Genomic DNA, 26218 nt, shown 5'->3' on the forward strand with positions numbered 1-26218 from the left:
GTGCGTCATTCGGGCGGCGGGACGAGATCTCCGCGCAGCCGTCGGACACGGAGCACCAGCTCCAGTTCGAAGCGGCGGTCCGGGTCGTCCAGGTCGTCGCCCCACAACTCACGGAGCTGACGCAGCCGGTAGCGCACGGTCTGCGGGTGGACTCCGAGCCGGGCGGCCACCTCCGGGGCACCACCCCGCGTCTCCAGCCAGGCCAGCAGTGTCTCGGCCAGGCGGTGGGCGTGCGCCGGGCCGCCGGTCTCGTCGAGCACTGCCAGCCGCCGCTGCGCCAGATCGTCGATCAACTCGCCCGCGGGCAGCAGCACCAGGGCTTCGGTGTGCTCGGCGCAGTGCAGGAGCCGTCCGCGCGGCAGGACACCCTGCTCGATCATCCGGACGGCGGTCTCGGCCCAGCGCAGCGACGTGGCGGCCTCGGCCACGGGCACCGACGGGCCGATCGCACCGGACCATCCGGCGACCGCCCGGTGCAGCAACTCCGCGCGTCCGGGGGCATCCACGTCCGGTACGACCAGACGCGGCCGCTCGCCCTCCATGTCGAGCAGCACCTCGTCGCCCACGGCAGGGGCGACGGCCTCCTCGGCAGGACGGAGCAGCACCGCCACCGCCACCTTCTCCGGCAGCTGCCAGCCCAGGTGGGCGGCACGGTCGGCGAGCAGGGCGGACGGGTCGGCGCGGTGCTCGGAGAGCAGGAGATCGACGAGGAGCCGTTGCAGACGCAGCCGCTCCCCGGCCTGGCGGGCGACGGCCTCGGCGTAGCCGCGTACCGACTGGGCGACCATCACGTCGAGGTACTCGAACGCCGACTCGGCGAGCTCGTACATGGCGGACGGCGGGATGTCGACCTGCTGGCCGACCTCCGCCATGCGCCGCCAGGAAAGGCGCACGCCCAGCCGGTAGATCTCCTGCAGGGAGTCCAGGCTGCGCCCCTGCGAGACCTCGCCGCGCCCGAAGTCCTGGAACAGCTCGGGCAGGGCCCGCGGCCGGTCCGAGCCCGTGGTCATCTGCTCCACGAAGAGCTCCAGGGCGTGCCGGATGGCGACCAGCGCCTTCGGCTCGCCGGACTCGTCGGGGATCAGCACGAGCCCGGGATGCTCCCTCCGGATCTCGGCGAGGATGTCCTGCGCCAGCTCGGGGACCTCCTCCAGGGCGCGGTCGGCGAACAGCTTGATCCGTTCCTTCGGCACGTCGTGCCACGCTGACGAGGCTTGCAAAGCACCGCTCCTGGAGGTCCTGTCCACATGAGCTCGGTCAGTCGGCCTGACAGGCACAAACTAGCCCGCGCCCGAGCCCGAGGCGGTGGAAGGCCCCTGGGCGGGCGGGTCGGGGAATGTGACGAGCGGCACGTTCTGCTGCTCGGGTGTGGCTTCGAGAGCGGTGACGATCCCGAAGGCGGCGCCGGCGGCCAGCACGGTGGCGGCGACGCAGGTCAGGAAGGCGGCGAGCAGTCTGGACATGAGGATGATCGGCCTCTCAGTCGATGAGGTCTGTCACCCAGCGCGCCGGCCCGGTCCGGCGCGGTCAGTATGCGAGGCACATTGACAGGTGGTCAAGCGCCACCTAATTTCGCCGTGCACAGCAGTTACTCCCGGGTAAGACGTCCAACGCCCCGGCCGGCTGTGATCCGCGCGGCCCTTTCCGCGCGGCCCCGACCTCCCACGTATCGCGTCCGTATCGGAGTACCCGCATGCGTCGCTCAATCTCGCCCTTTCCGCTGATTCTGCTGGGTACCGGTGTCTTCCTGCTGGTGCTCACCCAACTGCTCGCCTGGTACGTGGAGCCGCGCGCCAAACGGACGCCCACCGACACGATCTCCACGACGGTCTTCGAAGGTCAGGGCAGCTATTTCGACACCGGGAGCGTCTCCACGGTGGACGACCAGAAGATAACGATCACCCGCCGGGTGGTGGGGGACGTCGCCGGCAGCGAGCGCAGCGGACACGCGATCTGGGACGTGTCGACCCAGATCGACACGCCGAAGACGCTGCCGCTGGCCGACCCGCGGAAGTCCCTGCAGTGGACCACCGAACGCTGGGTGACCGACCGCAGGACGAACCTCCCCGTGCACTGCTGCGAGGAGAAGCCCGGGTTCGAGGGCGAGGCCTACCTGAAGTTCCCGTTCGACGTCGAGAAGCGCACCTACGCCTGGTGGGACAGCAGCCTGGGCGCCACCGTGCCGCTGAAGTTCGACCAGGTCACCAGGGTCGACGGACACCAGGGCTACCGCTTCGTCGGCTCCGTCGAGGCCACCGCGACCGGCACCCGTCTGGTGCCCGCCGTACTGGTCGGCAGTTCGCAGCCGGGCCAGGTGGCGGCCGAGGAGTGGTACGCCAACGCGCGGATCGAGCTGACCGTGGACCCGCGAACGGGCCGGATCATGAACGCGCTGATCGCGCCGACGAAGACGCTGCGCGCCCCGGGTTCGCAGAAGGACGCCGTCACCCTGCTGGCCAGCGAGAAGCTGCAGTTCACCGAGGCGACCCGGCGTGAGCAGGTGAAGCTGGCGGAGGCCGACAGCAGCCGTCTGAAGCTCCTCGGCCAGACCGCGCCGGTGGGCGGCGGAATCCTGGGCGGTCTGCTGATCATCGTCGGCGCGGGGCTGACGCTGCGGGGCGGCCGACGGCCGCAACACTCAGAAGAGTGAGCAAACGCCGCTGCGAAACCGACCGAATTTATCAGCAGCGTGAGTAGCTGGAACGAAAGCTTGAACGAACACTGACGTTACCGCTTAGTAAGGCGTCAGTGCTTCCTGTGGACGGGTCTCCCACCCCAGGAGACCTTGATGTACCCACCACACCCTGAGCACCCGCAGCACCGAGCCAGCCCAGCGCTTCATCCCCGGAAGCCCGGCAAGACCCTCACCCGCCTGCCTCCCGCAGCCGCCGAGTTGGAGCACCTCTATGCCCCAGCGCGCGTCCGCCCTGGCCCCCGGCCAGAAGGACCCCCTCTCCGTCCCCGCTCACACCCGTACCGGCGGCCACGTCGCCGACCCGCTCACCGCGGACCCGCACCTCGCGTCCTCCGGGGCGCCCCTGCCCCACCGGATCACCTTCCTCGCCCGCCGCGACCTGGCCAACCAGGCCGCCGGCGGCTCGGAACTGCTCATCGACCGGATCGCCGACGGACTGACCGCCGACGGCCATGACGTCACCCTCGTATGCGGCGGCCCGCCCGCGGTGCGCGACTACCGGGTGGTGTCCGCGGGAGGTGACGCGGGGCACTTCCTGCGCGCCAAGGCGACCTTCGCCCGCGAGGTCGGCGACTGCGACCTCCTGGTCGAGGTGTGCAACGGCATGCCGTACCTGGCACCGCTGTGGCACCGCGGACCGACGTTGTGCCTGGTCAACCACGTACACACGGATCTCTGGCAGATGCGGTACCCAGGCCCGGCGGCACGCCTTGGCCGCCGGCTTGAGCACTGGGCTCTGGCCGGCACCCACCGCGACAACCTGATGGTGGCCGTCTCCGAGTCGACCGCCGCCGAGCTGCGCGGCATCGGCGTCGCAGCGGACCGCATCCGGATCGTCAACAACGGTGTCGAAGAACCCGGCCCGCTGCTGCCCGAGGCGAAGGAACCGCTGTTCCTGGCCGTCGGCCGGCTCGTCGAGTACAAGCGGATCGACCTGCTCCTCAGACTGTGGGAACGGGTCCGCCCTGTCACCGGAGGCCGACTCGTCATCGTCGGCGACGGTCCCGAACGGGAGCGTCTTGAGGCCATGGCCGGTCCCGGCGTGACGTTCGCCGGCCGGGTCTCGGACGCCGAGAAGCACCGCCTGATGTGCGAGGCGTGGCTTCTCCTGCACCCCTCCCTCGTCGAGGGGTGGGGGCTGGTCGTCACCGAGGCGGCCGCCCGGGGCACCCCGGCGATCGGTTTCGACATACCCGGCCTGTGCGACTCCGTCGAGGACGGGGAGACCGGGGTGCTCGCCCGGGGCGAGAGTTCGTTCGCCGCCGCGTGGTGCGCCCTGTCCCTCAGTACCGAACGGCGCGCGGCCATGGGCCGTGCCGCGGCGCAGCGCGCCAAGCGCTTCCGCTGGAGCGCGACGGTCCGCCAGTTCCAAGCGGTCGCCGCCGAGGCCACGGCGCGGGCCGCCGCCCGCGGAGGCGGCAGGAGCGGCCGTGCCTGAGATCACCGAACGCGCCTTCAAGGACCCGTCGTTGAAGCGCTCGACCGCCCTCTTCCGGGCGTTCATGCGCGAACAGAACGATCCCGCCCGGTGCTACACCCTGCTGGCCCGTGACTCGGTCGCCCAGGTGGCACGTCATGTGGACCTGCCCGGCAAGATCGTCGTCGACGTCGGCGGAGGCAGCGGCCACTTCACCGAGGAGTTCCGCCGCCGCGGCGCGGAGTGCTACCTCTTCGAGCCCGACCCGCGGGAGCTCGGCGCCCGCGGCCCGGTCGGCGAGGACGCGGTGCTCGCCGACGGCTATCTGCTGCCGCTCGCCGACGGGGCGGCGGACGTGTGCTTCTCGTCCAACGTCCTGGAGCACGTGTCGGACCCGCAGACGTTCATCAGCGAGATGGCGCGGGTCACCCGCCCCGGTGGGCTGATCTACCTGTCGTTCACCAACTGGCTCTCCCCGTGGGGTGGTCACGAGACCGCGCCGTGGCACTACCTCGGTGCCGACCGGGCCCGTCGACGCTACGAACGGCGCACCGGCCGCGCGGCGAAGCACACGATCGGCGAGAACCTCTTCCCCGTCCACATCGGCCCCACCCTTCGGCACGTCCGCGGCCGCGACGACGTCCAGGTCGTCACAGCGCGGTCACGTTACTGGCCGTTCCTCGCGAGCACGATCACCCGGGTCCCGGGTCTCCGCGAGATCGCCACCTGGAATCTGCTGCTGATTCTCAGGCGAAGCCCATGAGCATGCGAAGCGAGGAACGGTCATGACCACTACGGTCCAGACACCCACCTGGGTGCCGCAGCCCGGCCCGACGCCGTCGGCGTCGGGCGAGCCGCGTGGACGACGCCTGCTGTTCGGCTTCTGGGCCGTCGTACTGCTGGCGTTCCTCGCGGTGTCACCGGGGAAGATGACGTTCGAGACCAAACTGGGGGTCGCCCTCGACCCCTGGCGCTTCATCGGCGACCTCGGTTCGCTGTGGAACGGCAACGTGGGTCTCGGCGGCATCGCCAACCAGTACGTCGGTTACGCCTTCCCGGCGCTGCCCTACTACGCGCTCGCGGACCTGCTGCAGCTGCCGGTCTGGCTGGCGGAACGGCTCTGGCTGTCGCTGATCGTGACCGCCGCGTTCTGGGGAGCGCTCAGGCTCGCCGAGCGTCTGCGCGTGGGCACGCCCGCGACGCGGGTCATCGGTGCGGTCGTCTACGCGCTCTGGCCCACCTTCACGATCGTCGTCGGGTCGACCTCCGCCGCCGCGCTCCCCGGTGCCCTGCTGCCCTGGGTGCTGCTCCCGCTGACCTCCGCGACGCTGAGCCCCCGGACGGCCGCCGCGCGTTCGGCCCTGCTCATCCCCTTCATGGGGGGCGTGAACGCCGCGTCGACACTGGCCGCGCTGCTGCCCGTGGGCCTCTACCTGCTCAGCCGCCCGGCCGGCCCGCGTCGGCGCGCCCTGCTGGGCTGGTGGATACCGGGCGTCGTGCTGGCCACCGTGTGGTGGGTGGTGCCGCTGCTCCTGCTGGGCATGCACGGCGAGAACTTCATGCCGTACGTCGAGCAGGCCGACACCACCACCGCCACCATGTCCGCGACCGAGCTGCTGCGCGGAGCCGGCAACTGGGTGGCGTATCTGAACTTCGGCGAGCCGTGGCTGCCGGCGGGCTGGACCGTCGCGACCTCCGTCGTCACCGTTCTCGGTTCGGCGTTCGCCGCGGCGCTGGGTCTCGCGGGCCTGGCCCGGCGGGACCTGCCGGAGCGCCGCTGGCTGCTGCTGACCGTCCTGTCCGTCGTCCTGATCGTCCTCGCCGGGTACGGCGGCGCCTTCGGCGGTCCGTTCCACGGCGCCGTCCAGGACTGGTTGAACGGGACGCTGAAGCCGTTCCGCAACATCTACAAGTTCCAGCCGGGACTGGCCCTCGCGCTCGCCCTCGGACTGGCCCATCTCACGGCCGTGCTGTCCGAGAGCAGGGGGTCCCGCGCGCTGCGCGGTCGCCGCTGGGTGCCCGCGACCGCGGCGGTGCTCGTCCTGCCCGGTCTGGCGCTTCCGTACGTCAACGGCTCGATCCTGCAGCCGGGGGCGTTCACCAAGCTGCCCACCCACTGGGAGAAGGCCGCCGGCTGGCTCAAGGACAACGCCCGCAACAGCCGGGCACTGGTCGTGCCCGCGACGGCGCACGGCATCTACACCTGGGGCTCCCCCATCGACCAGCCTTTCGACGTGCTGGCCGAGACCGCCTGGGCGCAGCGTGACTTCGTCCCCTTCGGCACTCCCGGAGCACGGCGCATGACGGACGCCGTCGAGCAGGCGCTGCTGTCGGGCACGGAGGTGCCGGGTCTTCAGGCGTACCTGACACGGGCGGGTATGCACGAGGTGGTCGTCCGCAACGACCTCGACCCCGACCAGATCGGCTACGTCCCGCCGCAGACGGTGAAGCGGACCCTGGAGTCGTCCGGCTACCGCAAGGTGACCGGCTTCGGCCCGCTGGTGACCGGCGGGCGCATCGCCGCCGACACCCCGCTCCAGGTGCAGGGGCTGTATCCGCGGCTCCAGGCCGTGGAGATCTACCAGCCGCAGGAGGATGCCGGGCGGCCCGACCGGGTCGGTGTCTCGGCCGTGGCCGACACGGCCGTGGTCAGCGGCGGACCCGAGTCGCTGCTCCAGCTGTCCGCCGACCCCTCGATCACGGGACGGCCGGCCGTACTGGCCGGGGACAAGCTGCCCAAGGGCGTCGTCGCGCCGGTCAAGGCGGTCGCGGACGGGCTGCGCCGGGCCGACACCCGCTTCGGGCTCGTCAACAACAACACCTCGTACACGTACACCGCGGACGAGCGCAATCACTCCGGCAGCCTGCAGAACCCGGGCGAGCGGCCCAAGCAGATCCTTCCGTCGGAGGGCGTCGAGCACCAGACGACGGCGGTGCTGCGCGGCGCCGAGTCCGTGACGGCCTCCAGCAGCGGCAACTGGCTGTTCCACCTGCCGCAGTACGACCCGGTGAACGCCTTCGACGGCAACCCGGACACGGCGTGGGCCGAGGGCAGCCAGGGTGAGCCGGTCGGTCAGTGGCTCCGGGTGGCCTTCTCCGGGCCGACCGACATTCCGGAGTCCATCCAGCTGACCCCCCTGCCGAGCGACGCCATGCGCGCGGCGCCCACGCAGGTGCGGATCGAGACCGACCTCGGTTCGGCCGACAGCCCGCTGCAGACCAACGGCCTGCCGCAGACCGTCAAGGCCCCCGCCGGCCAGGCCTCCTGGATGAAGATCACCGTCCTCTCCGCGCAGCAGGCGACTCCGGGCCTCTCCGGGGCCGGATTCTCCGAGGTGTCGATCCCGGACGTGCAGGTGACGCGCCTGCTGACGCTGCCCGCCGACGCGAAGCGCACCGACGCGGCGGCGACCGTGTACTCCCTGCACCGGGGTACCGACGCGGGTGGCCTTTCGCCCTCGTCGGCCGAAGTGGGACTGCACCGCCGGTTCAGCACCGGGGAACCGGGCGAGTACCAGGTGTCGGCGCGTGCCGTCGCCGTGCCCGGGGGCCCCTTGGACAAGCTGCTCGACCGTGCGGCCCCCGGGTCGAAGAACCGGGTGACGGCGTCCGTGGACTCCGTCAGTGTCAACGGCACGTCGCTCGGCGCCCGCAACCTGGTCGACGGTGACCTCACGACCTCCTGGATCGCGGGCGACCGGCCGGTCGTCCACCTGAACTGGCCCGGGATGAAGAAGATCGACGAGATCATCCTCGCTCCGGCGGGCGGGGTGTCCACCCGGCCCGAGCAGGTGATGATCAGCTCCCCGCACGGTGCGGCGGTGGCCGACGTGGACGAGAACGGGCGCGTCCGCTTCCCCGCGATCGAGACGGACCGGCTCGACATCACCGTCAGCAGGGTGGCCCCGCTCACCATCCACAACCCGGTGGCGAACGCGCAGGTGCAGCTGCCGGTCGGACTGAGCGAGGTGCACGTTCCCGCGCTGGCCGAGCTGCGGGTGCCGCGGCCGAAGGCCGACGCGCGCTTCTCCCTGGCCTGCGGTGAGGGCCCGGATCTCGCCGTGGGCGGCGTCCTGCACAAGACGAAGGCCTCCGGGTTCGTCCGGGACCTCACCGAGCGGCGACCCGTCACCGTCACCCTCTGCGCGGGCGAGGAGAAGGACGGCACTCTCGACCTTCCCTCGGGCGACCACGAGGTGGAGGCGAGTGACGCGGGCCCGCTGGCGATCACCGACGTCACGCTGACCCACGGTGCTCCGGCGGCACGGTCCGGAGCGGCGGGCCGCGAGGCCACCGTCACCCGGTGGACCGACGACAGCCGGACCGTCTCGGTGTCGGCGGGCTCCGGCGAGGCCGTCTACCTGCGGACCTACGAGAACGCCAACGACGGCTGGAAGGCCACCCTGGCCGGCAAGGAGCTGGAGTCGGTACGGCTCGACGGCTGGCAGCAGGCCTGGGTGGTCCCGGCCGGTGCATCCGGCACGGTGACCATGGAGTTCGAGCCCTCCGGTACGTACCGGGCAGCCCTGATCGGCGGTGCGTTCGCGCTCGTCGCCCTGATCGCCCTGGCCTTCGTCGGCCGCCGGCGTGCCGGCGACGATGGCACCGGCGAGGAACTGCCCGAGCCGGCGGCGCCGGGGATGCTCCTCGGAACGCTGGCGCTGACCGCGGTCGTCGCGGTGGCGGCGGGGCCGCTGGCCCTGATCGTTCCCGTGCTCGCCGTGGCGGCCCGGTTCCGGCCGGCCGTGCTCGTACCGACCGCGGCGGCGGCGATGGCCGGAGCCGGTCTCGTCGCGGCCGTCGGCGCCGGCGAGCCGGTCGCCGCCGGGGCGGGCGCGTTCAGCGGCCTCGCGCAGGTGCTGGCACTGGTGGCCGTGTCCGCCGCGCTGGTGACGGCGGTGAGGCCGGGGTCCGATGCGGCCGCCTCGCAGGAGGACCCCGAGGGGTCCGAGGCGCCGGGCGTCGGACGGGTGGTCTCGACCGGGCCGGGCAGCGCCGACGACTGGTACCTGCCCGAGCAGCCCCGTCGGCGGCCGGACGACGGCGACCCCGCGTGATCGGTCAGCGGGCAGCCGCCGGGAGGGGTACCTCAACCCCTCCCGGCGGGGCCCTGATTCCCTTTCCGACCGTCGACGAGGTCTCGCGGCACTGCCTCAGCGACGACGAACCGGAGAGCGTGCACATCGAGGTCCACCTGCCCGGTCGGGTGGACCTGGCACGGCTGCGGGCCGCCTTCCGGCAGGCGCTGCAGACACATCCCCGGGCGCTGATGCGAGAAGTGCCAGGCCGGCGGCACCGGCGGTCCTTCGCGTGGGAGCTGACGGGCGAGCCGGACAGCGAACCGGTGAGCTTCGCGGGTCGCGGCCCCGACGCCCTGGCGCGGGCCCGCGCCCGCGCCCTGGACGCCTGCCCGCCGCTCACGCTGTCGCCGCCGATGCGCCTGGAGGCCGTCGAGCTGGACGAGACCGGGACCGCTACGGGGACCGGGACCGTCCTGCTGCTGACGATGCATCACACGGCTCTCGACGCGCCCTCGGGGCTGCGGGTGCTCGCCACGACCGCCGAGCAGTACGGCGGCGAGGCGGCCCTCCCGGTCCCGGGGCGGGTCCGGCCCGACGCCTCGGGGCCGACCACGGGCGGGACCGGCCGCACGGTACGCACGCGGCCCGTGCGGGTCGCGCCGGACGCCCGCCCCGCGCCGGTACGCGCCCGCGCCGCGGGCAACGGCATGCTCCAACTGGACCTGCCCGTTCCACGGCGTGCGGCCAGGGCCGGAGGCCTCCCGCTCTGGACCGTCAACGACCAACTGCTGGTCGCCACGGCACTGACGGTGGGCCGCTGGAACGTCGCGCACGGCCGGCCGGCCGGTCCGGTACAGCTCACGATGCCCGTCGACGACCGCCCGCGCGGCACGGAGATGCCGATGGGCAACGGAACACGGCTCGTCGAGGTGGCCATGGCCGCCGACGACCCTCGCGACGCGGAACTCCTGCTCGGCGAGCGGCCGGACCCGGCAGCCGTGGCCCGTCTGCTGCGCACCACCGCCGGGCGCACCCGCGCGCTGACGTCGGTCCACGGCGCCCCCATGGGTGCCGGGGCCGACCTGCTGACCGCGCCGCTCCTGCCGGTCGGCATCCGGGGCGTGCTCACCCGTGGCGCACGGTGGGCGGCGGCGCCGTGGACCTCGACGGCGCTGGTCACCAACATCGGACGCGTGCCGTACGCGCTGGACTTCGGCGACGCCGGCCGGGCGACGGCCGTGTGGTTCTCCGCACCGGCGCGGATGCCGCGCGGGCTGAGCGTGGCGGCGGCCTCCACCGGCGGTCGCCTGCACGTGACGCTGCGCTGGTCACGGGCGCTGCTCGGGGACGCGGCGGGCGCGGACCTGGCGGGCCTGTTCGAGGAGTCGCTGGCGGCCGCGGACCCGACAGCCGATGGAGCCCGCATCACCCAGAACAACCACAAGGGGGCGTCATGACCTTCTCAGCCACCGGCTCGACCGAGACCGGGACGCCGTCCCCGGCGGAGACCTCGCCGGACCGGCCGGTGCCCGGGCTGCGGGACTTCTACGAGAACCCCGCCGTCCCCGTCGCCTCCGGCGAAGCCCGGACGCTGCGCCAGGCCCGGATGCTGGCCGCCGCGCTCGGCCCCGTGGGGCCCGGCCGTCCGGCCGCCACCGTGCTCGACGTGGGCTGCGGGGACGGCTCGGCGGGCGCGACCGCCGCCCGCGTACTCGACGGGCACCGCCTCGTGGGGATCGACTGGTCGCAGGACGCGCTGCGCCGGGCGGCGCCGCGCCTGAGCCACGTCGTCCGCGGCGAACTGACCGGGAACGGGCTGCCGTTCGCCTCGGACAGTGCCGACGCCGTGCTGTTCAGCGAGGTCGTCGAGCATCTCGTCGACCCGGACAGCGCCCTCGACGAACTGCGCCGGGTGCTGCGACCCGGCGGACACCTGATGCTCTCGACGCCGAACCTCGCCGCCTGGTACAACCGCGCCCTGCTGCTGGCCGGAGTCCAGCCGGTGTTCTCCGAGGTGAGTCTGCGCCGCATCCACGGCAGGCCGGGCAGCGAGGTCGTGGGACATCTGCGGCTGTACACGGCGCGCGCGCTGCGCGAGTTCGTGGCGGCGTCCGGCTTCGAGGTCGTCAAGGTGGCCGGCGCGCCGTTCCACGGGGTGCCGCGCCCGCTCCGCCCGCTCGACCGCCTGGCCTGCGGGCTGCCGTCCCTCGCCTCCATCCTGCTCGTGCACGCGAGAAAGGTGTAGTCCGTGGTGTGGGGGGTGGCCGCCGCGCTGGTGGCGAACGTCCTGTACAGCACCGGCTTCGTCCTGGAGAAGCGGGCGCTGGCCGGCATGCCGCCGCTGAGCGCCGCACGACCGGGCCGGGCCCTGCTCCTGCTGATCGGCAGACCCCTGTGGATCTGCGGGGCGCTGGCGCTGGGCCTGGGCTTCGCCGCGCAGCTGGCCGTCTACCGCACCCTGCCGATCGCCGCCGCCCAGGGCCTGTTCCTGTCCGGTCTCGTCCTCCTCCTCATCCTCTCCTCGGTGGTGCTCGGTGAGCGCCCCTCCGGCCGCGAGCGGCGTGCGGTCGCCGTCATCGGTCTGGCGCTGGTGATGGTGGTGTCCTCGCTGTACGGGACCGCCGAGGAGGTCAGCCGCAGTGCGCCCACCGGCCTCCTGCTGGCCCTGTGCGTGCCGACCCTCGCGGCCGGTCTTGGGCTCTACGCCGCCGCGGAGCGGCGGGGCCGCCGGCGCCATCGGCAGCCGACCACCGGGGTGGCCTACGCGGTCGCGGTCGGTCTGATCTACGGCGTCAGCTCGCTCGCCATCAAGGGCGTCTCCGGCCATCTGGACACCTCGGACCTGGTGAACTCCGCACCGACCCTGCTCGCCACCCCCTACCCGTATCTCCTCCTGCTGACAGGGGTCAGCGGGCTGGTGCTGTCGCAGACCGCCCTGCAGCGCTGCCGGGCGTCGCTGATCGTCCCCGTCTGCTCCACGGTGAGCTGTGTGTTCACCATCGCGAGCGGCACGATCGCGTTCGCCGAGCCGCTGCCCGACGACTGGTTGCGGCTGTTACTGCGTCTCGGCGGCACCGTCCTCGCGGTGACGGTCCTGCTCACCCTTCCGCGACACGACACGAACACCCCCGATCCCGAAGGAACCGGCCATGAAGCCTGACAGCCCGCTGCTGAAGATCCTCGCCTGCCCGCTCGACAAGGGTCCGCTGATCCTCGACGAGACCCGGAGCGCTCTCTACAACCCCCGCCTGCGCCGCCACTATCCGATCGTCGACGGCATTCCGCAGCTGCTTCCGTCGTCGGGTGTCGCCGTCGCGGAGGGGCCCTGACGGGTGCGGCCCGACCCGTTCAGGCCGCAACTTCGGCGATGTCGACATCCGCTACGCCCGACGACACCGAAGAGTTCACGCCACTCGGTGAACCCGACCGGGTCGAGAACCCCAGGCCAGGGCCCCACGCAGCCCGAGGTGACGCTGACGCGCCCGTAGCTGATCGGCCATCTGTGGATCCAGCCACAAAGTTTGGCCACAAATTTCACACATTCCCTCTTCATACCGGGCCCCGATGCTCTAGATTGACCATGCTTCAGCAGTTCGGACACGAGTCGACCACTCACGATCAATTGATCCGGCGCTTCAGAAGGAAAGCAGTCCCATCCCCGCACAAGATGTGGAGATGATCGATTCTCGGGGCCCGAGAGGGGCCTTGGGTGCGGGGAGCACCCAGGGTTTCGACAGGTTCCCGCGCACCTCGAGAGCCTGGCGGGGCAAGCCGGTCCGCTGCCGCCGGGGTGGGTTGTTCACGTAACGCCGAAACAGCTGGGATGTCCTGCTCCGGGGAGGGGCGGTGTCTCCCGGTGGATTGTTGTGCGAACACGTCGTACCACTGGGGACCTGGGGGGTTCTGTGCGGCAAGGGGGACTAGTCGGCCCTTTACCGTCAGCGCGCGAGCGTCTGGCGAACGGGTCGATCAGCGGGTCCGCGACCGACTGGGAGCAGCGCTACCGCCGTGCCGTGATCATGAGCGATACGGTGGCCACCGCCTTCGTGGTGGCGTCGATCGGCGAATTCTTCGGGGCGCGGGACGCGGCCAACTGGCACGAGAAGTGGGGAATTCTTGCATTCGGCACCCAGTTGCTGGTGCTGGGTGCGCTCGCGGTGAACCGGGCATGGGCTCCGGCGCATCTCGGCCAGGGTGCCGAGGAATTCCGCCGGCTCGGACGCTCCCTTTTCATGGCGACCGTGGTATTGGCGCTCGGCGGAATAGCCCTGACCTCGCGCAACATCAAACTCTGGATCTTCGTCGCGATCCCCGCGATCGCGATCATCACCATGACGACGCGCTATCTCCTGCGTCTCTGGCTGCACAAACAGCGGAACGAGGGACGGTGCCTGCGACCGGTGCTCGCTGCCGGGAGTCCGGACACCGTGCACGACCTGATCACCCGGACCCGCAAGCACCCGCATCTCGGCTGGCGGGTGGACGCGGTGTGCACGACGGACGGTCTCGGGCTCGACGGTGACCATCTGGACGGCGTGCCGGTCGTCGGCCGGCTGACGGACGTCGCCAACCACATCCGCCGCGACGGCTACCGCGTCCTCGCGGTCACACCGGACCCGCACTGGTCACCGCACCGGCTCCAGCGGCTGGCGTGGAACCTCGAAGGCAGCGACGCCGAGATGGTCGTCGCCCCCGTGCTGATGGAGGTGGCCGGCCCGCGGCTGCACGTCGACGCGGTGCTCGGGATCCCGCTGCTGCGGGTCAGCATGCCCACCTTCACCGGGGGCCGCCGGGCGATCAAGGGAGTCGTCGACCGGCTGGGCGCGGCGCTCCTGCTGCTGCTGCTCGCCCCGCTGATGCTGGTCGTCGGGATGCTCGTGACGGTGGAGAGCCGGGGCGGGGCGGTCTACAGGCAGCGCAGGGTCGGCAAGGACGGCCGTGAATTCACCATTCTCAAGTTCCGCACCATGGTCGCCGGGGCTCACGGGGCACGTGCCGAGCTGGAGAGCAGCAACGAAGGCGCCGGTCCGCTGTTCAAGCTCCGCCGGGATCCCCGGGTGACCCGGGTGGGGGCGGTGCTGCGCCGGTACTCGATCGACGAGCTCCCGCAGCTCTTCAACGTACTGACCGGATCGATGTCGCTCGTCGGTCCGCGGCCTCCGCTGCCGGAGGAGTCCGCCGCGTACGGCCCGGACATCCGGCGGAGGCTGCTGGTCAAGCCGGGGCTCACCGGCCTGTGGCAGATCAGCGGGCGGAGCGACCTGCCGTGGGAGGAGGCGGTCCGGCTGGACCTGCGCTATGTGGAGGACTGGTCGCTCGCCCTGGACACGGTGATCTTGTGGAAGACGCTGCGCGCGGTGTTCCACGGGCAGGGGGCCTACTGATGCGCGGGGGGCTGCGGCGACGTACGGCCGGTGTGCGGTTCGCAGGCGGGGAGTGCCTGCCTGGGGGGAGGAACGGGTCATGAGGATCAGCGTTTTCGGGCTCGGCTACGTGGGCTGCGTATCGGCGGCGTGCCTGGCCGACATGGGGCACGAGGTCATCGGGGTCGACGTGAACCGGGTCAAGGTCGACCTGGTCAACGCCGGCAAGGCCCCGGTCGTGGAGGAGGGGATCGGCGAGCTCGTCGCCGAGGTCGTGCGGACCGGAGCCTTACGGGCCACCGACGACGTACGCGAGGCGATCATGGGCAGCGACGTGTCCCTGATCTGCGTGGGTACGCCCTCGGAGCCCAACGGCAGCCTCTGCACGACCTACTTGGAGCGGGTCACCGAGCAGATCGGCGCCGCGCTGGCCGAGGGGGTCAAGGAGGGGGGCCGGCACACCGTCGTGTTCCGCAGCACCATGCTCCCGGGCACGTGCCTGAACCTGCTGCTCCCGATCCTGGAGAAGTACGTCGGCGGCACGGCGGGGGTGGACGTCGGGGTCGCGGTCAACCCGGAGTTCCTGCGCGAGGGCACGAGCGTGCGGGACTTCTTCGACCCGCCCAAGACCGTCATCGGCGAGCTCGACCCGGCCAGCGGCGATGTGGTGCGAGCGCTGTACGAGGGCCTGCCCGGCGAGGTGTTCCGGGTGCCGATCCCGACGGCCGAGGCCATCAAGTACGCGGACAACGCGTTCCACGGTCTCAAGATCGGCTTCGCCAACGAGCTGGGCGCGGTGTGCCAGGCGCTCGGGGTGGACTCGCACCAGGTCATGGACGTGTTCCTGGCCGACAGCAAGCTGAACATCAGCCCCGCCTATCTGCGGCCCGGCTTCGCCTTCGGCGGCTCCTGCCTGCCCAAGGACCTGCGCAGCCTGGTCCACGCGGCGCAGCGGGCCGACGTCTCGGTGCCGATCCTCGCCCATGTGCTGCCCTCCAACGCCGACCACCTCCAGCGGGCGGTGGACCTGGTCGAGCGCACCGGCAAGCGCCGGGTGGGCCTCTTCGGGCTGTCCTTCAAACCCGGCACCGACGACCTCCGCGAGAGCCCGCTCGTCGAGCTGGCGGAGAGACTCTTCGGCAAGGGCTACGACCTGCGGATCTACGACGCGAACGTGCACCTCGCCCGGCTCCTCGGCGCGAACCGCGAGTACATCGACTCCCGGCTGCCGCACCTCGGCCAGCTGCTCACGGACTCCGTCGACGAGGTCCTCGCACACGCCGAGGTGTGCCTGGTCGGCACCAGGGATCCGGCCGTGCTGTCGGCGCTGCCCCATGGCGACAGCCCGGTGATCATCGACCTCATCCACCTTCCCGACGCCGACGCGCGCCGGGCCGAACCTGGGTACGTGGGCCTTGCTTGGTGAGACGACCAGCGGCGACCGGGCCGACCGGCGCGCGCTGATCCTGGTGGAGAACCTGTCGGTGCCGTTCGACCGGCGGGTGTGGCAGGAGTGCACGACGCTGCGCGACGCGGGCTGGGAGGTGCACGTCATCTGCCCGCAGGGAAGCAAGCGGGACACGGAGCCGGAGGCCGTGATCGACGGGGTGCGGATCCACCGCTACCCGCTGCGCGCGGCCACCGGAGGGCCGGCCGGCTATCTGCGGGAGTACGGATCGGCGTTGTGGCACACCTTCCGGCTGGCCCGCAGGATCGGCCCGGTCGACGTGGTCCACGCCTGCAATCCGCCGGACCTTCTGTTCCTGCAGGCACGGTGGCTGAAGCGGCAGGGAGCGCGGTTCGTCTTCGACCAGCACGACCTGGTGCCCGAGCTGTACCTCTCCCGCTTCGACCGCGGCGAGGACCTGCTCTACCGCGCCGTGTGCGCGCTGGAACGGATGACCTACCGGGCCGCGGACGTCGTGCTCGCCACGAACGAGAGCTACCGGGACGTCGCGGTGCGCCGTGGCGGCCGTCGGCCGGAGGACGTGTTCGTGGTGCGCAGCGCGCCCGACACCGACCGCTTCCACCCCGTACCGCCGGAGCCGGAGCTGAAGCGCGGCAAGCCCCATCTGCTGTGCTACCTCGGTGTCATGGGCCCGCAGGACGGCGTCGACTACGCCCTGCGTGCCCTCGCGAAGCTGCGCGACGAGGTCGGACGGAGCGACTGGCACGCGGTGTTCGTCGGCGGTGGCGACACCTTCGACGCGATGGTGGAGCTGTCCCGGCGGCTCGGGCTCTCGGAGCAGGTGCAGTTCACCGGACGCGTACCGGACGCCGATCTGGCGCGCTACCTGTCCACCGCGGACGTGTGCCTCTCCCCCGACCCGCGCAATCCGCTCAACGACGTGTCGACCATGAACAAGGTCCTGGAATACATGGTGATGGGCCGGCCGATCGTCTCGTTCGACCTCCGGGAGGCGCGCGTCTCCGCCGGTGACGCCGCCCTCTACGCCCCCGCGAACGACGAGGGCGAGTTCGCCGGGCTCATCGCGCGGCTGCTCGACGATCCGGAGGAGCGGGCCCGGATGGGCAAGATCGGCCAGGAGCGGATCAACGGAGCTCTCTCCTGGCGGAACTCCCAGCGATCGCTGCTCGCCGCCTACACCGCCGCGGTGTCGGTGGGCGACACGGACCGCGCGGGGAAGAGGCCGCACCGTTGAGCGATGACACGATACGCCTGGTCACGATCGGGCGGATTGTCCGTCGGCGCCGGCGGCTTCTCACCCTTCTCGTCGTGGTGGGAGCGCTCGTGGGCTACGGCACCTCCATGCTGCTTCCGCCGCGCTACACGACCTCTGCGTCGGTACTGCTGCCGGGGGCGTGGGAGGAGCGCGAGCTGCGGACCCAGGCGGAGATCGCGACCAGTTCGGTGGTCATCGACCGGGTGGCCGCCGCCCTGGGGCGGCCCAAAGTCAGCGGCGTCGAGCTGCGCGAGCGGGTGACCGCCGAGGTCGCCGACGGGAACATCATCACGGTCTCGGGCACGGCCGACACCCCGGAGCAGGCGCAGCGACTCGCCGACCGGGTGGCCCAGGAGTTCGTCACGTTCGCCGCCCAGATCCTGGGCAGCGACACCGACCCCGACGCGGCGGCGCGGCAGGAGGCGCTGCGGCAGTTGGTGGTACAGACGAACCGCCGCATCACGGAGCTGGCCGACGCGGCCGATCCGGGGCGGACCGTGGAGAGCGTGCAGACCCGCACCGACCTCGAGAAGCTGCGCACCGCGCTGCGGGAGGCCGTCGACAGGCTGGACCAGGCCGACCCGGCCTCCGACAGGGCCGTCAAGGCCGACATGGTCGTCATGGGTCCGGCGGCCCGGCCGGCCGGCGAGGCACCGCCGACGAGGACGCAGCTCATCGTCGGCGGGGCGCTGCTGTTCCTTCTGGTCGCGGTCGTGGGCCATCTCGTCGCGGCACGGATGAGCCGCCGGCTGCGCACCGAGCCGGAGATCGCGGCGGCGCTGGGCTCGACGCTCCTCGGCACCGTCGACGTACCCGCCGGACGGCCCGCGCACCGGCCGGCGGGCCGTGGCCCGCGGGCCCTGGCCCGCCGGCTGCTCGGTGTCGACGTCCGGTGGGACCTGCCGGCCCCCCGGAAGTCCGGCGACGAGGCGAGCCGGCAGACCCGCTACCGGCGGGTGTGCGCCCGCCTCCGGGACCGGCTGCCGGCCTCCCGGCTGCTGGTCGTCGTCCCGGACGGCGACGAGATCGCCCGGCTGGCCGCCGAGCGGCTCGCCGCCGAGGCCGCGAGCGACCCCTCCCCCGGCGAATCGAGCACGGGATACCCCACGCTGCGCGTGGTGGAGGTCCCGGTGTCCCAGCCGATGCTGCCGGACCGCGCCGAGGAGTTCGGCGCCCTGGTCGTGCTCAGCGCGGGCAGCTGGACGGCGGGGGAGCTCGCCGGCATCGCCGAGGCGTGCGCGGACTCCGGCCACGAGGTCGTCGGCGTCGTGCTCGCCGGCACGGTCCTGGCCGGTCCGACGCGAACCGCCGGCCGTTCTCGGCCTGCCGCGCCGGCGCTCCCGACGGCCGACGACGCGACGGGAGTACCCGGGTGACGACACGTACGACAGCGGAGCAGCCGGCCGCCGCTCCGCTCCTCGACCTGCACGCGCTGGTGGTGGCGGTGCGCAGACGGCGCCGCGTCTGGTACTCCCTGGCGCTCCTCGGGCTGCTCCTCGGGACCGCGGTCGCGGTGCTGCTGCCGCCGCCGCCGACCGCGGTGACCAAGGTGCTGGTCGCGCATCAGGAGGACCAGCCGAACGACCCCGGAACGCTCATCCGCACCGATGTCGCGCTGCTGCAGACCACGCGGATCGCCGGTGAGGCCCTGCGGTCCCTCGGGTCCCCGGTGAAGCCCGAGGACTTCATGCGGGACTACACGGGTGCCGGCCTGACCAACAACCTGCTGCAGATCGAGGTGACGGGGGACACCGACGCGGAGGCGACGGCCCGCGCCAAGGCGCTGGCCGACGTGTTCGTCGCGGACCATGTGCGGCGGATAAGGGAAGTCGCGGACGCCGAGTCCAAGGCCCTGCTCGACCAGCGCGACCGCATGCGGGACGAACTGGCCGAGGTCAACAGGTCGATCGGGGACGGATCGCCGGGGAGCGGACCCAAGGCCTCGGCGGACAGGGAGTCGCTCTTCGCCCGCCGGGCCGAACTCACCTCGCGGATCAGCGACTTCGACCAGCGCGCCGCCGAGGCACGCATGGGGACGCCCCGACTCCTCGCCGGCACACAGATCGTGGACGCCCCGCGCGTGGTGCGGCACTCGCTGCCCAGGACCGCCGCCACCGACGCCGCGATCGGGCTCGCTCTCGGGCTCGTCCTCGGCCTCGCGGTGTCCGCGGTCGGCGCGGTGGTGGCGGACCGCCCCGTGCTGCGCCGGGAGATCGCGGCGAACCTCGGCGCCTCGGTCGTCGCGGAGCTGCCCCGCCGGTCGGCCGTGCCGTGGCAGCGCCGTCGAGTCCGGGCGGCACGCGAACGGCTCACCACGTCCCTGGCCCGTACCGTGCGCGGCTCCGGGGAAGCGGTGTCGCTGCTGGAACTGGGCTGTGCGCGCAGCGCGGGCGCGATCGCGCTGGACCTTGCCGGGGCGCTCGCTGCGGACGGGCCGGTGGTCGTCGTCGACGGTCTGCCCGGCGGGCGGCTCGCCGACCGGCGGCCGAAGCCGGGAGACCCGACCGTGGTCAGCGGCGAGCGCGCCGCGGCCGTGCCCCGTCAGGAACGGCTGGTCGGCGTCGGCTCGGTGGCGCCCGGCACGGCGTGGACCGACCTCCGGTACCTCGGCACCCGGACCGTGCTCGTCGTACGGGCCGGGCACGGCAGCGCCGCGTGGCTGCACACCGTGGCGCGGCAGCTCGCGGACCAGCACATTCCGGTGATCGGTGTGGTGCTGATCGACCCGGATCCGCGTGACCGGACCGACGGCACCCTGTGGGACGGGCCGTTCACCGCACTGCGCGGGAGGAACGAGGTGCTCGCCCGGCGGAACGGTGGGGGTACCTCCCACGCCGTTCAGGCAGTGGGGGCGGGCGGACAACGGGCGGAGCGGCTGCCGATGTGGGCGGCTCGGGTCCCCGACAGCGATCAGGAGGCGCAGTAACACATGTGTGGCATCGCGGGTACCTACCGATGGCCGGACGGGAAGGTCGTGACCGACCGGCTCACCGACACGCTCGCCCACCGCGGTCCGGACGGGGCCGGCCGGTACGGTCACCCCGTCGGTGGCGGCGAAGTGCACCTCGGGCACCGCCGGCTGTCCGTCGTCGACCTCACCGAGACCGGCGCCCAGCCGATGGTCTCGGACGGCCTCGTCCTGACGTACAACGGCGAGCTGTTCAACGCGCCCGACCTGCGTGCCGAGCTGGCGGCGCACGGGGTGCGCTTCCGCGGTACGTCCGACACCGAGGTGCTCCTCGAGGCCTGGCGGCGCTGGGGCACGGACTGTCTGCCCCGGCTGCGCGGCATGTTCGCGTTCGGGATCTTCGACGAGCGGACCGGTGAGCTGGTGCTCGTCCGCGACCAGCTCGGCATCAAGCCGCTGTTCCTGCTCCGGCGCGGCGAGGGTCTGGTCTTCGCCTCCGAGCTGAAGGCGCTCGCCGCCGTGACCGGCGGATCGCTGGAGGTGGACCACGCGGCGCTGGTGGCCTCGCTCCTCTACTACTGGGTGCCGGACTCGCGGTGCGCGTTCCGCGAGGCGGAGAAGCTGCCCCCGGGCAGCTGGCTCCGGTGCCGGCCCGACGGGCGGACGGAGCGCGGCCGGTTCTGGAACCTGAAGGACGTCGCGAACGAGGGCCGGGAGCGGGCCCTGGCCGGCGAGCGCCCGGACCTGGCCGCGATCGTCGAGGACTCGACCCGGCGGCACCTGCTCTCCGACGCGCCCGTGGCGACCTTCCTCTCCGGTGGTCTCGACTCCAGCTACTTGACCGCGCTGGCCGCCCGCGAGCGGCCCGGGATCTCCGCCTACACGATCGGGTTCCGCGCGGAGGACGCCAAGTTCGAGGCGATGCCGGACGACCTGCGCTACGCCCGGCAGGTGGCCGAGCGGTTCGGCGTGAACCTCCACGAGATCGAGATCGCGCCGAACGTGCTCGACCTGCTGCCCCGGATGACGTACCACCTGGACGAGCCGATCGGCGACCCCGCCGCGATCAACACCTTCCTGATCTGCTCGGCCGCCCGGGAGGCCGGGGTCAAGGTGCTGCTCTCGGGGATGGGTGCCGACGAGCTGTTCGCCGGCTACCGCAAGCACCTGGCCAATGTGATCGCGCTGCGCTACCAGCGCGTCCCCCGGCCGCTGCGGCGCGGCCTGGCCGGCGCCGTGGACCGGCTGCCGGTCGCGTCGGCCCGCCGAGGGTACCGGTCGGTGCGCTTCGCGAAGCGGTTCCTCTCCTTCGCCGATCTGCCGGAGGAGACCGCGTTCCGGCGCAGCTACACCATGTACGACCGGGGCGAGCTGCTCGACCTGATCGATCCCGACCTGGCCGGGACCGTCGATGACGTGCTGACCGAGCACGCGGACGTCTACGAGGACAACGACCTCGACGACTTCGTCAACCGCATGTGCCTGGGCGACGCGCGGATGTTCCTGCCGGGCCTGAACCTCGCGTACACGGACCGGTCGAGCATGGCCGCGTCGACCGAGGTGCGCGTGCCGTACGTGGACGTCGAGGTGGTCAAGGCGGCGTTCGCCGTGCCCGGTGACCGCAAGATCGTCGGACGGCAGGGCAAGGCCGTCCTCAAGGAGGCGGCCGCCTCGGTCCTGCCCCGGGAGATCGTGTACCGGCCCAAGGGCCTCTTCAGCGCCCCGCTGCGCGCCTGGATGAGCCGGGATCTGGCACCGCTGGTGCGCGAGGTGGTGAACGAGGGCGAGCTCGTCCGCTCCGGGCTCCTGCGCCGCGACGCGCTGGCGCGCATGGTCGCCGAGGACGCCGCCGGGCAACGGGACTTCTCCAAGCATCTCTGGCATGTGCTGACGCTCGAGTACTGGTATCGCGGCGCGACCTCCGGGTCCGGCCAGAACTCCTCCCTGACCGCGTAGAGACAAGAGGACTTCGGTGAAACAGGTCGTACAGAACTACAAGAGCGGCGAACTGACGGTGCTCGACGTGCCGGTGCCGGGGTGCAAGCCGGGCGGTGTGCTCGTCCGCAGCGCGTTCTCGCTGATATCCACCGGTACCGAGCTCATGAAGGTGTCCGAGGCCGGCATGTCGATGCTGGGCAAGGCCCGCTCCCGGCCGGACCAGGTGGCCAAGGTCATGCAGAGCGTGGCCACCAACGGGCTGCCCGCCACCTACAGCAAGGTGATGGGCAAGCTGGACTCCTACACGCCGCTCGGCTACTCGCTGTGCGGGGTGGTCGAGCAGGTCGGCAGCGGGATCGACGACGTGAAGGTCGGCGACCTGGTGGCCTGCGCCGGCAACGAGCACGCGCTGCACGCCGAGCTGAACTGGGTGCCGAAGAACCTCTACTCCCGGGTGCCGGACGGCCTCGAAGCGCGGCACGCGGCCTTCGGCACCGTCGGCTCGATCGCCATGCAGGGCGTCCGCCAGGGCGAGCCGCAGCTCGGCGAGGTGGCGCTGGTCATCGGCCTCGGGCTGATCGGGCAGCTGGTGGTGCAGCTCCTCGCCGCCTCGGGGGTCCGCGTCGTCGGGGTCGACCCCGATCCGGCGCGCTGCGAGCTCGCCGAGCGCCTGGGTGCCGAGGCCTGCGGCGATCCCGAGTCGGCGGCCGTCGAAGCCGCCGTCGCCGAGCTCACCGGCGGTCACGGCGTGGACCAGGTGTACCTGGCCGCCGGCGGCGCCAGCAACCAGCCCGTCGAGCTGGCCGCCCGGCTGGCCCGGGACCGCGGCCGGGTCGTCGACATCGGCAAGTGCCGCCTGGACCTGCCGTGGAACGCGTACTACGAGAAGGAGCTCGACGTCCGGTTCTCGCGCTCGTACGGCCCCGGGCGCTACGACCCGGCGTACGAACTCGAAGGGCGGGACTACCCGATCGGGTACGTGCGCTGGACCGAGCGCCGCAATCTGGCGTGCTTCCTCGATCTCCTCTCGCGCGGCAGCGTCGACGTGGAGCCGCTGATCTCCCACATCGCCGACTTCGACGACGCCGTCGAGACCTACCGGCGTCTGAAGGACGGCGACCTGAAGGCCGTGGCCGTGCTCTTCCGTTACCCCGGAGGGGACGCGGGGGAAGCGGTGGCTCCGGCGGTGGCCGTGCCCACGGTGAAGCGGACAGGCGGCGCCACGTCCACCCAGGCCCGGGCCGCCGGGAAGCCGGTGCGGCTGGCGTTCGTCGGCGCCGGCAACTACGCGACGTCGATGCTCCTGCCGCACCTGGCGGGGCGCGAAGGCGTCGAGCTGTCGACCGTCGTCACCACGACGGCGCTGTCCGCGGCCAACGCGCAGCGGAAGTTCGGCTTCACCGAGGCGACCACCGATCTCGACGCGGTGCTCGACGACCGGTCCATCGACGCGGTGTTCGTGGTCACCCGCCACAGCTCGCACGCCGAGCTGACCCAGCGGGCGCTGCTCGCGGGCAAGGCGGTGTTCGTGGAGAAGCCGCTGGCGCTCACCGAGGACGAGCTGGCCGGCGTGCTCGCGGCGGTGGAGAAGTCCGGCAACGACCGGCTGCAGGTCGGTTTCAACCGTCGGTTCGCGCCCCTGTTGCAGGAGGCCAGGCAGCGGTTCGGCGCCCGGACCGGTCCGGCGAGCCTCCGCTACCTGGTCAACGCGGGCCGGCTCCAGCACGGCAGCTGGTACCTCCAGCAGGGCACCGAGGGCTCGCGCTTCGCCGGCGAGGGCGGCCACTTCATCGACACGGCGAGCTGGCTCCTGGGGGCCGACCCGGTCTCGGTGTACGCGGTCGCCACGGCCGGCGCCGACGACCTGCAGGTCGTGCTGCGCTACCCGGACGGGTCCACCGCCACCATCAGCTACGTCACGACCGGTGCGCCCGGCTTCCCCAAGGAGACGCTGGACCTCGTCGCCGACGGGAAGGTGCTGCGGCTCGACGACTTCGTCCGTGCCTCGGTCCACGGCGGCAAGCGCTGGGTCAGTTCGCGGCTGCCGAAGGCCCGGGACAAGGGCCAGAACGCGGAGCTGGCCGCGTTCGTCAAGGCCGTGCGGACCGGCGGGCCGATGCCGGTGCCGCTGGAGTCGCTCGTCGCCACCACGGCGGCCACCCTCGCCGTGCCGGCGGGCCTGGCCGCCGGTGTGCCGGTGACCCTGGCGGGGGCTCGATGACCCTGAGCACGGGCTGGTACCTGCGGCGGCTGTCCCGGATGGGACCGCGGGAGGTCGGCGGCCGGGTGGGCGACACCCTGCGCAGGCGGCGGTGGCGGTCGGTGCGGCCGGACGGCCCGGCCGTGACCGGCGCCCGGTTCACCGCGGTGCTGCCCGCGGGGACGATCGGTGCGGTGCCGCCGGACGCCGCGAAGCGTCTCGTCGCCGAGGCGGACCGGCTGATGGACGGGCACGCGGAGTACTTCGGCGTGGACCGCGACGACCTGGTGGACCCGGACTGGTGGCACGACCCGAAGACCGGGCGCCGGGCGCCGTGGGGCTACGCCTTCGACGTGCCGTACCGCGACGAGGAGGCGGTCGGCGACATCAAGCAGATCTGGGAGCTGTCCCGGCACCAGTACCTCACCGTGCTCGCCGCCGCCTACGCGATCACCGGGGACGAGCGGTACGCCGAGCGGGTGGCCGAGCACCTGCGGTCGTGGTGGGCGGCCAACGCGCCGCTGCGCGGGGTGCACTGGACCAGCGGCATCGAGCTGGGGATCCGGCTGCTCTCCTGGGTGTGGGTCCGGCGGCTGCTCGACGGCTGGCCGGGCGCGGCGGGCCTGTTCGAGGGCAACCCGGTGGCGCTGCGCCAGATCTGGCACCACCAGCGTTGGCTGGCCGCCTTCCCCAGCCGGGGGTCGTCGGCGAACAACCACGTCATCGCCGAGGCCGCCGGGCAGTTGGCCGCGGCCTGCGCGTTCGGCTGGTTCCCCTCCTCGGCGCGCTGGCGGGCCGACGCCCTGCGGTCGCTGGAGCGGCAGCTGCGGGCGAACACCTTCGGCTCCGGCCTCAACCGCGAGCTGGCCACCGAGTACCACGGGCTGGTCCTGGAGCTGGGCCTGGCCGCCGTGGCGGAGGCGGACGCGGCCGGCGTACCGGTCCCCTCGACGGTCCGGCTGGTGCTGCTGCGGATGACCGACGCGCTCGCCGCCGTCGTGGACGACCGCTTACGGCCGCCGCGCCAGGGCGACTCCGACGACGGCCACGGTCTGATCGTCGACGGCGCGGGCACCGACCGCTGGGGCTCGCTGCTGGCCACGGGGGACGCCGTGTTCGGGCGGCTCGACTGGTGGCCGGAGGTGACCGGTACGGATGTGCGTACGCCGCTGCTGGCCGCGCTCGTCCGGCCGTACGCGAAGGCGGGCACCGTACCGGCCGTGTCCCGGCCGGCGAGCCGACCGGCCCACTTCGCCGACGCGGGCATGACGATCCTGCGTGGTCCGGAGGGGATCTGGTGCCGCTGCGACGGAGGTCCGCACGGTTTTCTGTCCATCGCCGCGCACGCCCACGCGGACGCGCTGTCGGTGGAGGTCCGGCACGACGGGGTCGACGTCCTCGCCGACCCGGGGACGTTCTGCTACCACGGGCAGCCCGAGTGGCGGCAGTACTTCCGGTCGACGCTCGGCCACAACACCCTGCAGTGGGAAGGCGGTGACCAGTCGGTCTCCGGCGGCCCGTTCCTGTGGACCCGGCATGCCCGGAGCCGTGTCCTGGTCGCGGACACCGCCTCCGAGGGCGTGGCCCGCTGGTGCGCCGAGCACGACGGCTACGAGCGCGTCACGCACCGCCGCCGGGTGGAGCTGACGGCCGCGAGCCGGGAGTTACGGGTGGTCGACGAGGTGCGCGGCGACAGCGGAGCCGTGCGTCTGGCGTTCCACCTCGGCCCGGCGATCGCCGCGGAGCTGGTGGGGAACCGGGCCGTCCTCACCTGGACCCGGGACGGCGAGGACCGCTCCGCCGCGCTCGACCTGCCCGAGCAGCTGTCCTGGCGGGCGCATCGCGGCGAGAGCGAGCCGCCGCTGGGCTGGTACTCCCCCGGTTTCGGGCGCAAGGAACCCTCCACCACGCTGGTCGGCAGCGGCTTCGCCGACGGCACCGCGTCGGCGGGAGAGTTCACCACCGTGCTCAGGTTCCGCGGCTAGGGGGGGC

At 72.5% G+C, this 26218-nt stretch carries 18 protein-coding genes; 16 read left to right on the top strand and 2 right to left on the bottom strand.

All coding sequences use genetic code 11. The features are described from left to right. Positions 1-5: 5 nt before the first annotated feature. Together SGA01_RS07870 and SGA01_RS07875 are read right to left on the bottom strand one after the other, a co-directional pair. Positions 6-1193 (bottom strand): PucR family transcriptional regulator, encoded by a 1188-nt coding sequence (locus SGA01_RS07870; RefSeq protein ID WP_174867226.1) that lies wholly within the window; start codon positions 1191-1193, stop codon positions 6-8. Between the two features lie 87 nt (positions 1194-1280). After that, positions 1281-1463: a hypothetical protein gene (locus tag SGA01_RS07875; protein WP_055639668.1), complete on the bottom strand. Its 183-nt coding sequence runs from the start codon at positions 1461-1463 to the stop codon at positions 1281-1283. Positions 1464-1693: 230 nt separating this feature from the next. Here SGA01_RS07875 and pgfA point away from each other — a divergent pair, with 230 nt between their 5' ends. From pgfA to SGA01_RS07955, 16 genes are all read left to right on the top strand, one after another. After that, the gene (pgfA, locus tag SGA01_RS07880; RefSeq protein ID WP_141294649.1) at positions 1694-2650 is read left to right on the top strand and encodes a cell envelope lipid trafficking protein PgfA; all 957 of its coding nucleotides are present in this window, start codon (positions 1694-1696) and stop codon (positions 2648-2650) included. Positions 2651-2906: 256 nt separating this feature from the next. Then, positions 2907-4133 carry a glycosyltransferase family 4 protein gene (locus tag SGA01_RS07885; protein ID WP_141294651.1) on the top strand — a complete coding sequence of 409 codons (1227 nt, stop codon included), beginning with the start codon at positions 2907-2909 and terminating at the stop codon, positions 4131-4133. 64 nt (positions 4134-4197) lie between these two features. Next, complete coding sequence (locus tag SGA01_RS07890) at positions 4198-4875, top strand: class I SAM-dependent methyltransferase (protein ID WP_141294775.1); 678 nt, start codon at positions 4198-4200, stop codon at positions 4873-4875. 22 nt (positions 4876-4897) lie between these two features. Next, positions 4898-9169, top strand: a complete 4272-nt coding sequence (locus SGA01_RS07895; protein ID WP_141294653.1) for an alpha-(1->3)-arabinofuranosyltransferase domain-containing protein — start codon at positions 4898-4900, stop codon at positions 9167-9169. Next, positions 9166-10590 (top strand): condensation protein, encoded by a 1425-nt coding sequence (locus SGA01_RS07900; protein WP_229918287.1) that lies wholly within the window; start codon positions 9166-9168, stop codon positions 10588-10590. The genes SGA01_RS07895 and SGA01_RS07900 overlap by 4 nt, the downstream gene beginning before the upstream one ends. Then, on the top strand, positions 10587-11378 hold the full coding sequence (locus tag SGA01_RS07905; protein ID WP_141294655.1) for a class I SAM-dependent methyltransferase: 792 nt from the start codon (positions 10587-10589) through the stop codon (positions 11376-11378). The genes SGA01_RS07900 and SGA01_RS07905 overlap by 4 nt, the downstream gene beginning before the upstream one ends. 3 nt (positions 11379-11381) lie before the next feature. Beyond that, positions 11382-12293, top strand: a complete 912-nt coding sequence (locus SGA01_RS07910; RefSeq protein ID WP_141294657.1) for a DMT family transporter — start codon at positions 11382-11384, stop codon at positions 12291-12293. Further along, positions 12283-12462, top strand: coding sequence for a Trm112 family protein (locus SGA01_RS07915; protein ID WP_141294659.1), 180 nt, complete (start codon positions 12283-12285; stop codon positions 12460-12462). Before SGA01_RS07910 ends, SGA01_RS07915 begins: the two co-directional genes overlap by 11 nt. A 576-nt stretch (positions 12463-13038) precedes the next feature. Further along, entirely contained in the window at positions 13039-14517 is a 1479-nt protein-coding gene (locus SGA01_RS07920) for a sugar transferase (RefSeq protein WP_141294661.1), read from the top strand. 79 nt (positions 14518-14596) lie between these two features. Beyond that, positions 14597-15922, top strand: coding sequence for a nucleotide sugar dehydrogenase (locus tag SGA01_RS07925; protein WP_141294662.1), 1326 nt, complete (start codon positions 14597-14599; stop codon positions 15920-15922). Next, the gene (locus SGA01_RS07930) at positions 15912-17159 is read left to right on the top strand and encodes a glycosyltransferase family 4 protein (RefSeq protein WP_141294664.1); all 1248 of its coding nucleotides are present in this window, start codon (positions 15912-15914) and stop codon (positions 17157-17159) included. Before SGA01_RS07925 ends, SGA01_RS07930 begins: the two co-directional genes overlap by 11 nt. After that, positions 17156-18556 carry a Wzz/FepE/Etk N-terminal domain-containing protein gene (locus SGA01_RS07935; RefSeq protein WP_141294666.1) on the top strand — a complete coding sequence of 467 codons (1401 nt, stop codon included), beginning with the start codon at positions 17156-17158 and terminating at the stop codon, positions 18554-18556. Before SGA01_RS07930 ends, SGA01_RS07935 begins: the two co-directional genes overlap by 4 nt. Beyond that, positions 18553-20106: a Wzz/FepE/Etk N-terminal domain-containing protein gene (locus tag SGA01_RS07940; RefSeq protein WP_141294668.1), complete on the top strand. Its 1554-nt coding sequence runs from the start codon at positions 18553-18555 to the stop codon at positions 20104-20106. Before SGA01_RS07935 ends, SGA01_RS07940 begins: the two co-directional genes overlap by 4 nt. A gap of 3 nt (positions 20107-20109) precedes the next feature. Continuing rightward, complete coding sequence (gene asnB, locus SGA01_RS07945; protein WP_141294670.1) at positions 20110-22044, top strand: asparagine synthase (glutamine-hydrolyzing); 1935 nt, start codon at positions 20110-20112, stop codon at positions 22042-22044. A 16-nt stretch (positions 22045-22060) separates the two neighbouring features. Then, positions 22061-24247: a bi-domain-containing oxidoreductase gene (locus tag SGA01_RS07950; protein ID WP_141294672.1), complete on the top strand. Its 2187-nt coding sequence runs from the start codon at positions 22061-22063 to the stop codon at positions 24245-24247. Continuing rightward, on the top strand, positions 24244-26211 hold the full coding sequence (locus tag SGA01_RS07955; protein WP_141294674.1) for a heparinase II/III family protein: 1968 nt from the start codon (positions 24244-24246) through the stop codon (positions 26209-26211). Before SGA01_RS07950 ends, SGA01_RS07955 begins: the two co-directional genes overlap by 4 nt. The last annotated feature ends 7 nt before the right edge of the window (positions 26212-26218 follow it).

Origin of the sequence: Streptomyces gardneri (genome assembly GCF_006539185.1) — a bacterium.
Classification (GTDB): Bacteria; Actinomycetota; Actinomycetes; order Streptomycetales; family Streptomycetaceae; genus Streptomyces; species Streptomyces gardneri.

Excerpts from the sequence above, each read along its gene's own strand:
- SGA01_RS07875 (WP_055639668.1), bottom strand. The coding sequence starts at position 1,463 with ATGTCCAGACTGCTCGCCGCCTTCCTGACCTGCGTCGCCGCCACCGTG.
- SGA01_RS07890 (WP_141294775.1), top strand. The coding sequence starts at position 4,198 with ATGCGCGAACAGAACGATCCCGCCCGGTGCTACACCCTGCTGGCCCGT.
- asnB (WP_141294670.1), top strand. The coding sequence starts at position 20,110 with ATGTGTGGCATCGCGGGTACCTACCGATGGCCGGACGGGAAGGTCGTG.
- SGA01_RS07885 (WP_141294651.1), top strand. The coding sequence starts at position 2,907 with ATGCCCCAGCGCGCGTCCGCCCTGGCCCCCGGCCAGAAGGACCCCCTC.
- pgfA (WP_141294649.1), top strand. The coding sequence starts at position 1,694 with ATGCGTCGCTCAATCTCGCCCTTTCCGCTGATTCTGCTGGGTACCGGT.
- SGA01_RS07905 (WP_141294655.1), top strand. The coding sequence starts at position 10,587 with ATGACCTTCTCAGCCACCGGCTCGACCGAGACCGGGACGCCGTCCCCG.
- SGA01_RS07925 (WP_141294662.1), top strand. The coding sequence starts at position 14,597 with ATGAGGATCAGCGTTTTCGGGCTCGGCTACGTGGGCTGCGTATCGGCG.
- SGA01_RS07915 (WP_141294659.1), top strand. The coding sequence starts at position 12,283 with ATGAAGCCTGACAGCCCGCTGCTGAAGATCCTCGCCTGCCCGCTCGAC.
- SGA01_RS07955 (WP_141294674.1), top strand. The coding sequence starts at position 24,244 with ATGACCCTGAGCACGGGCTGGTACCTGCGGCGGCTGTCCCGGATGGGA.
- SGA01_RS07895 (WP_141294653.1), top strand. The coding sequence starts at position 4,898 with ATGACCACTACGGTCCAGACACCCACCTGGGTGCCGCAGCCCGGCCCG.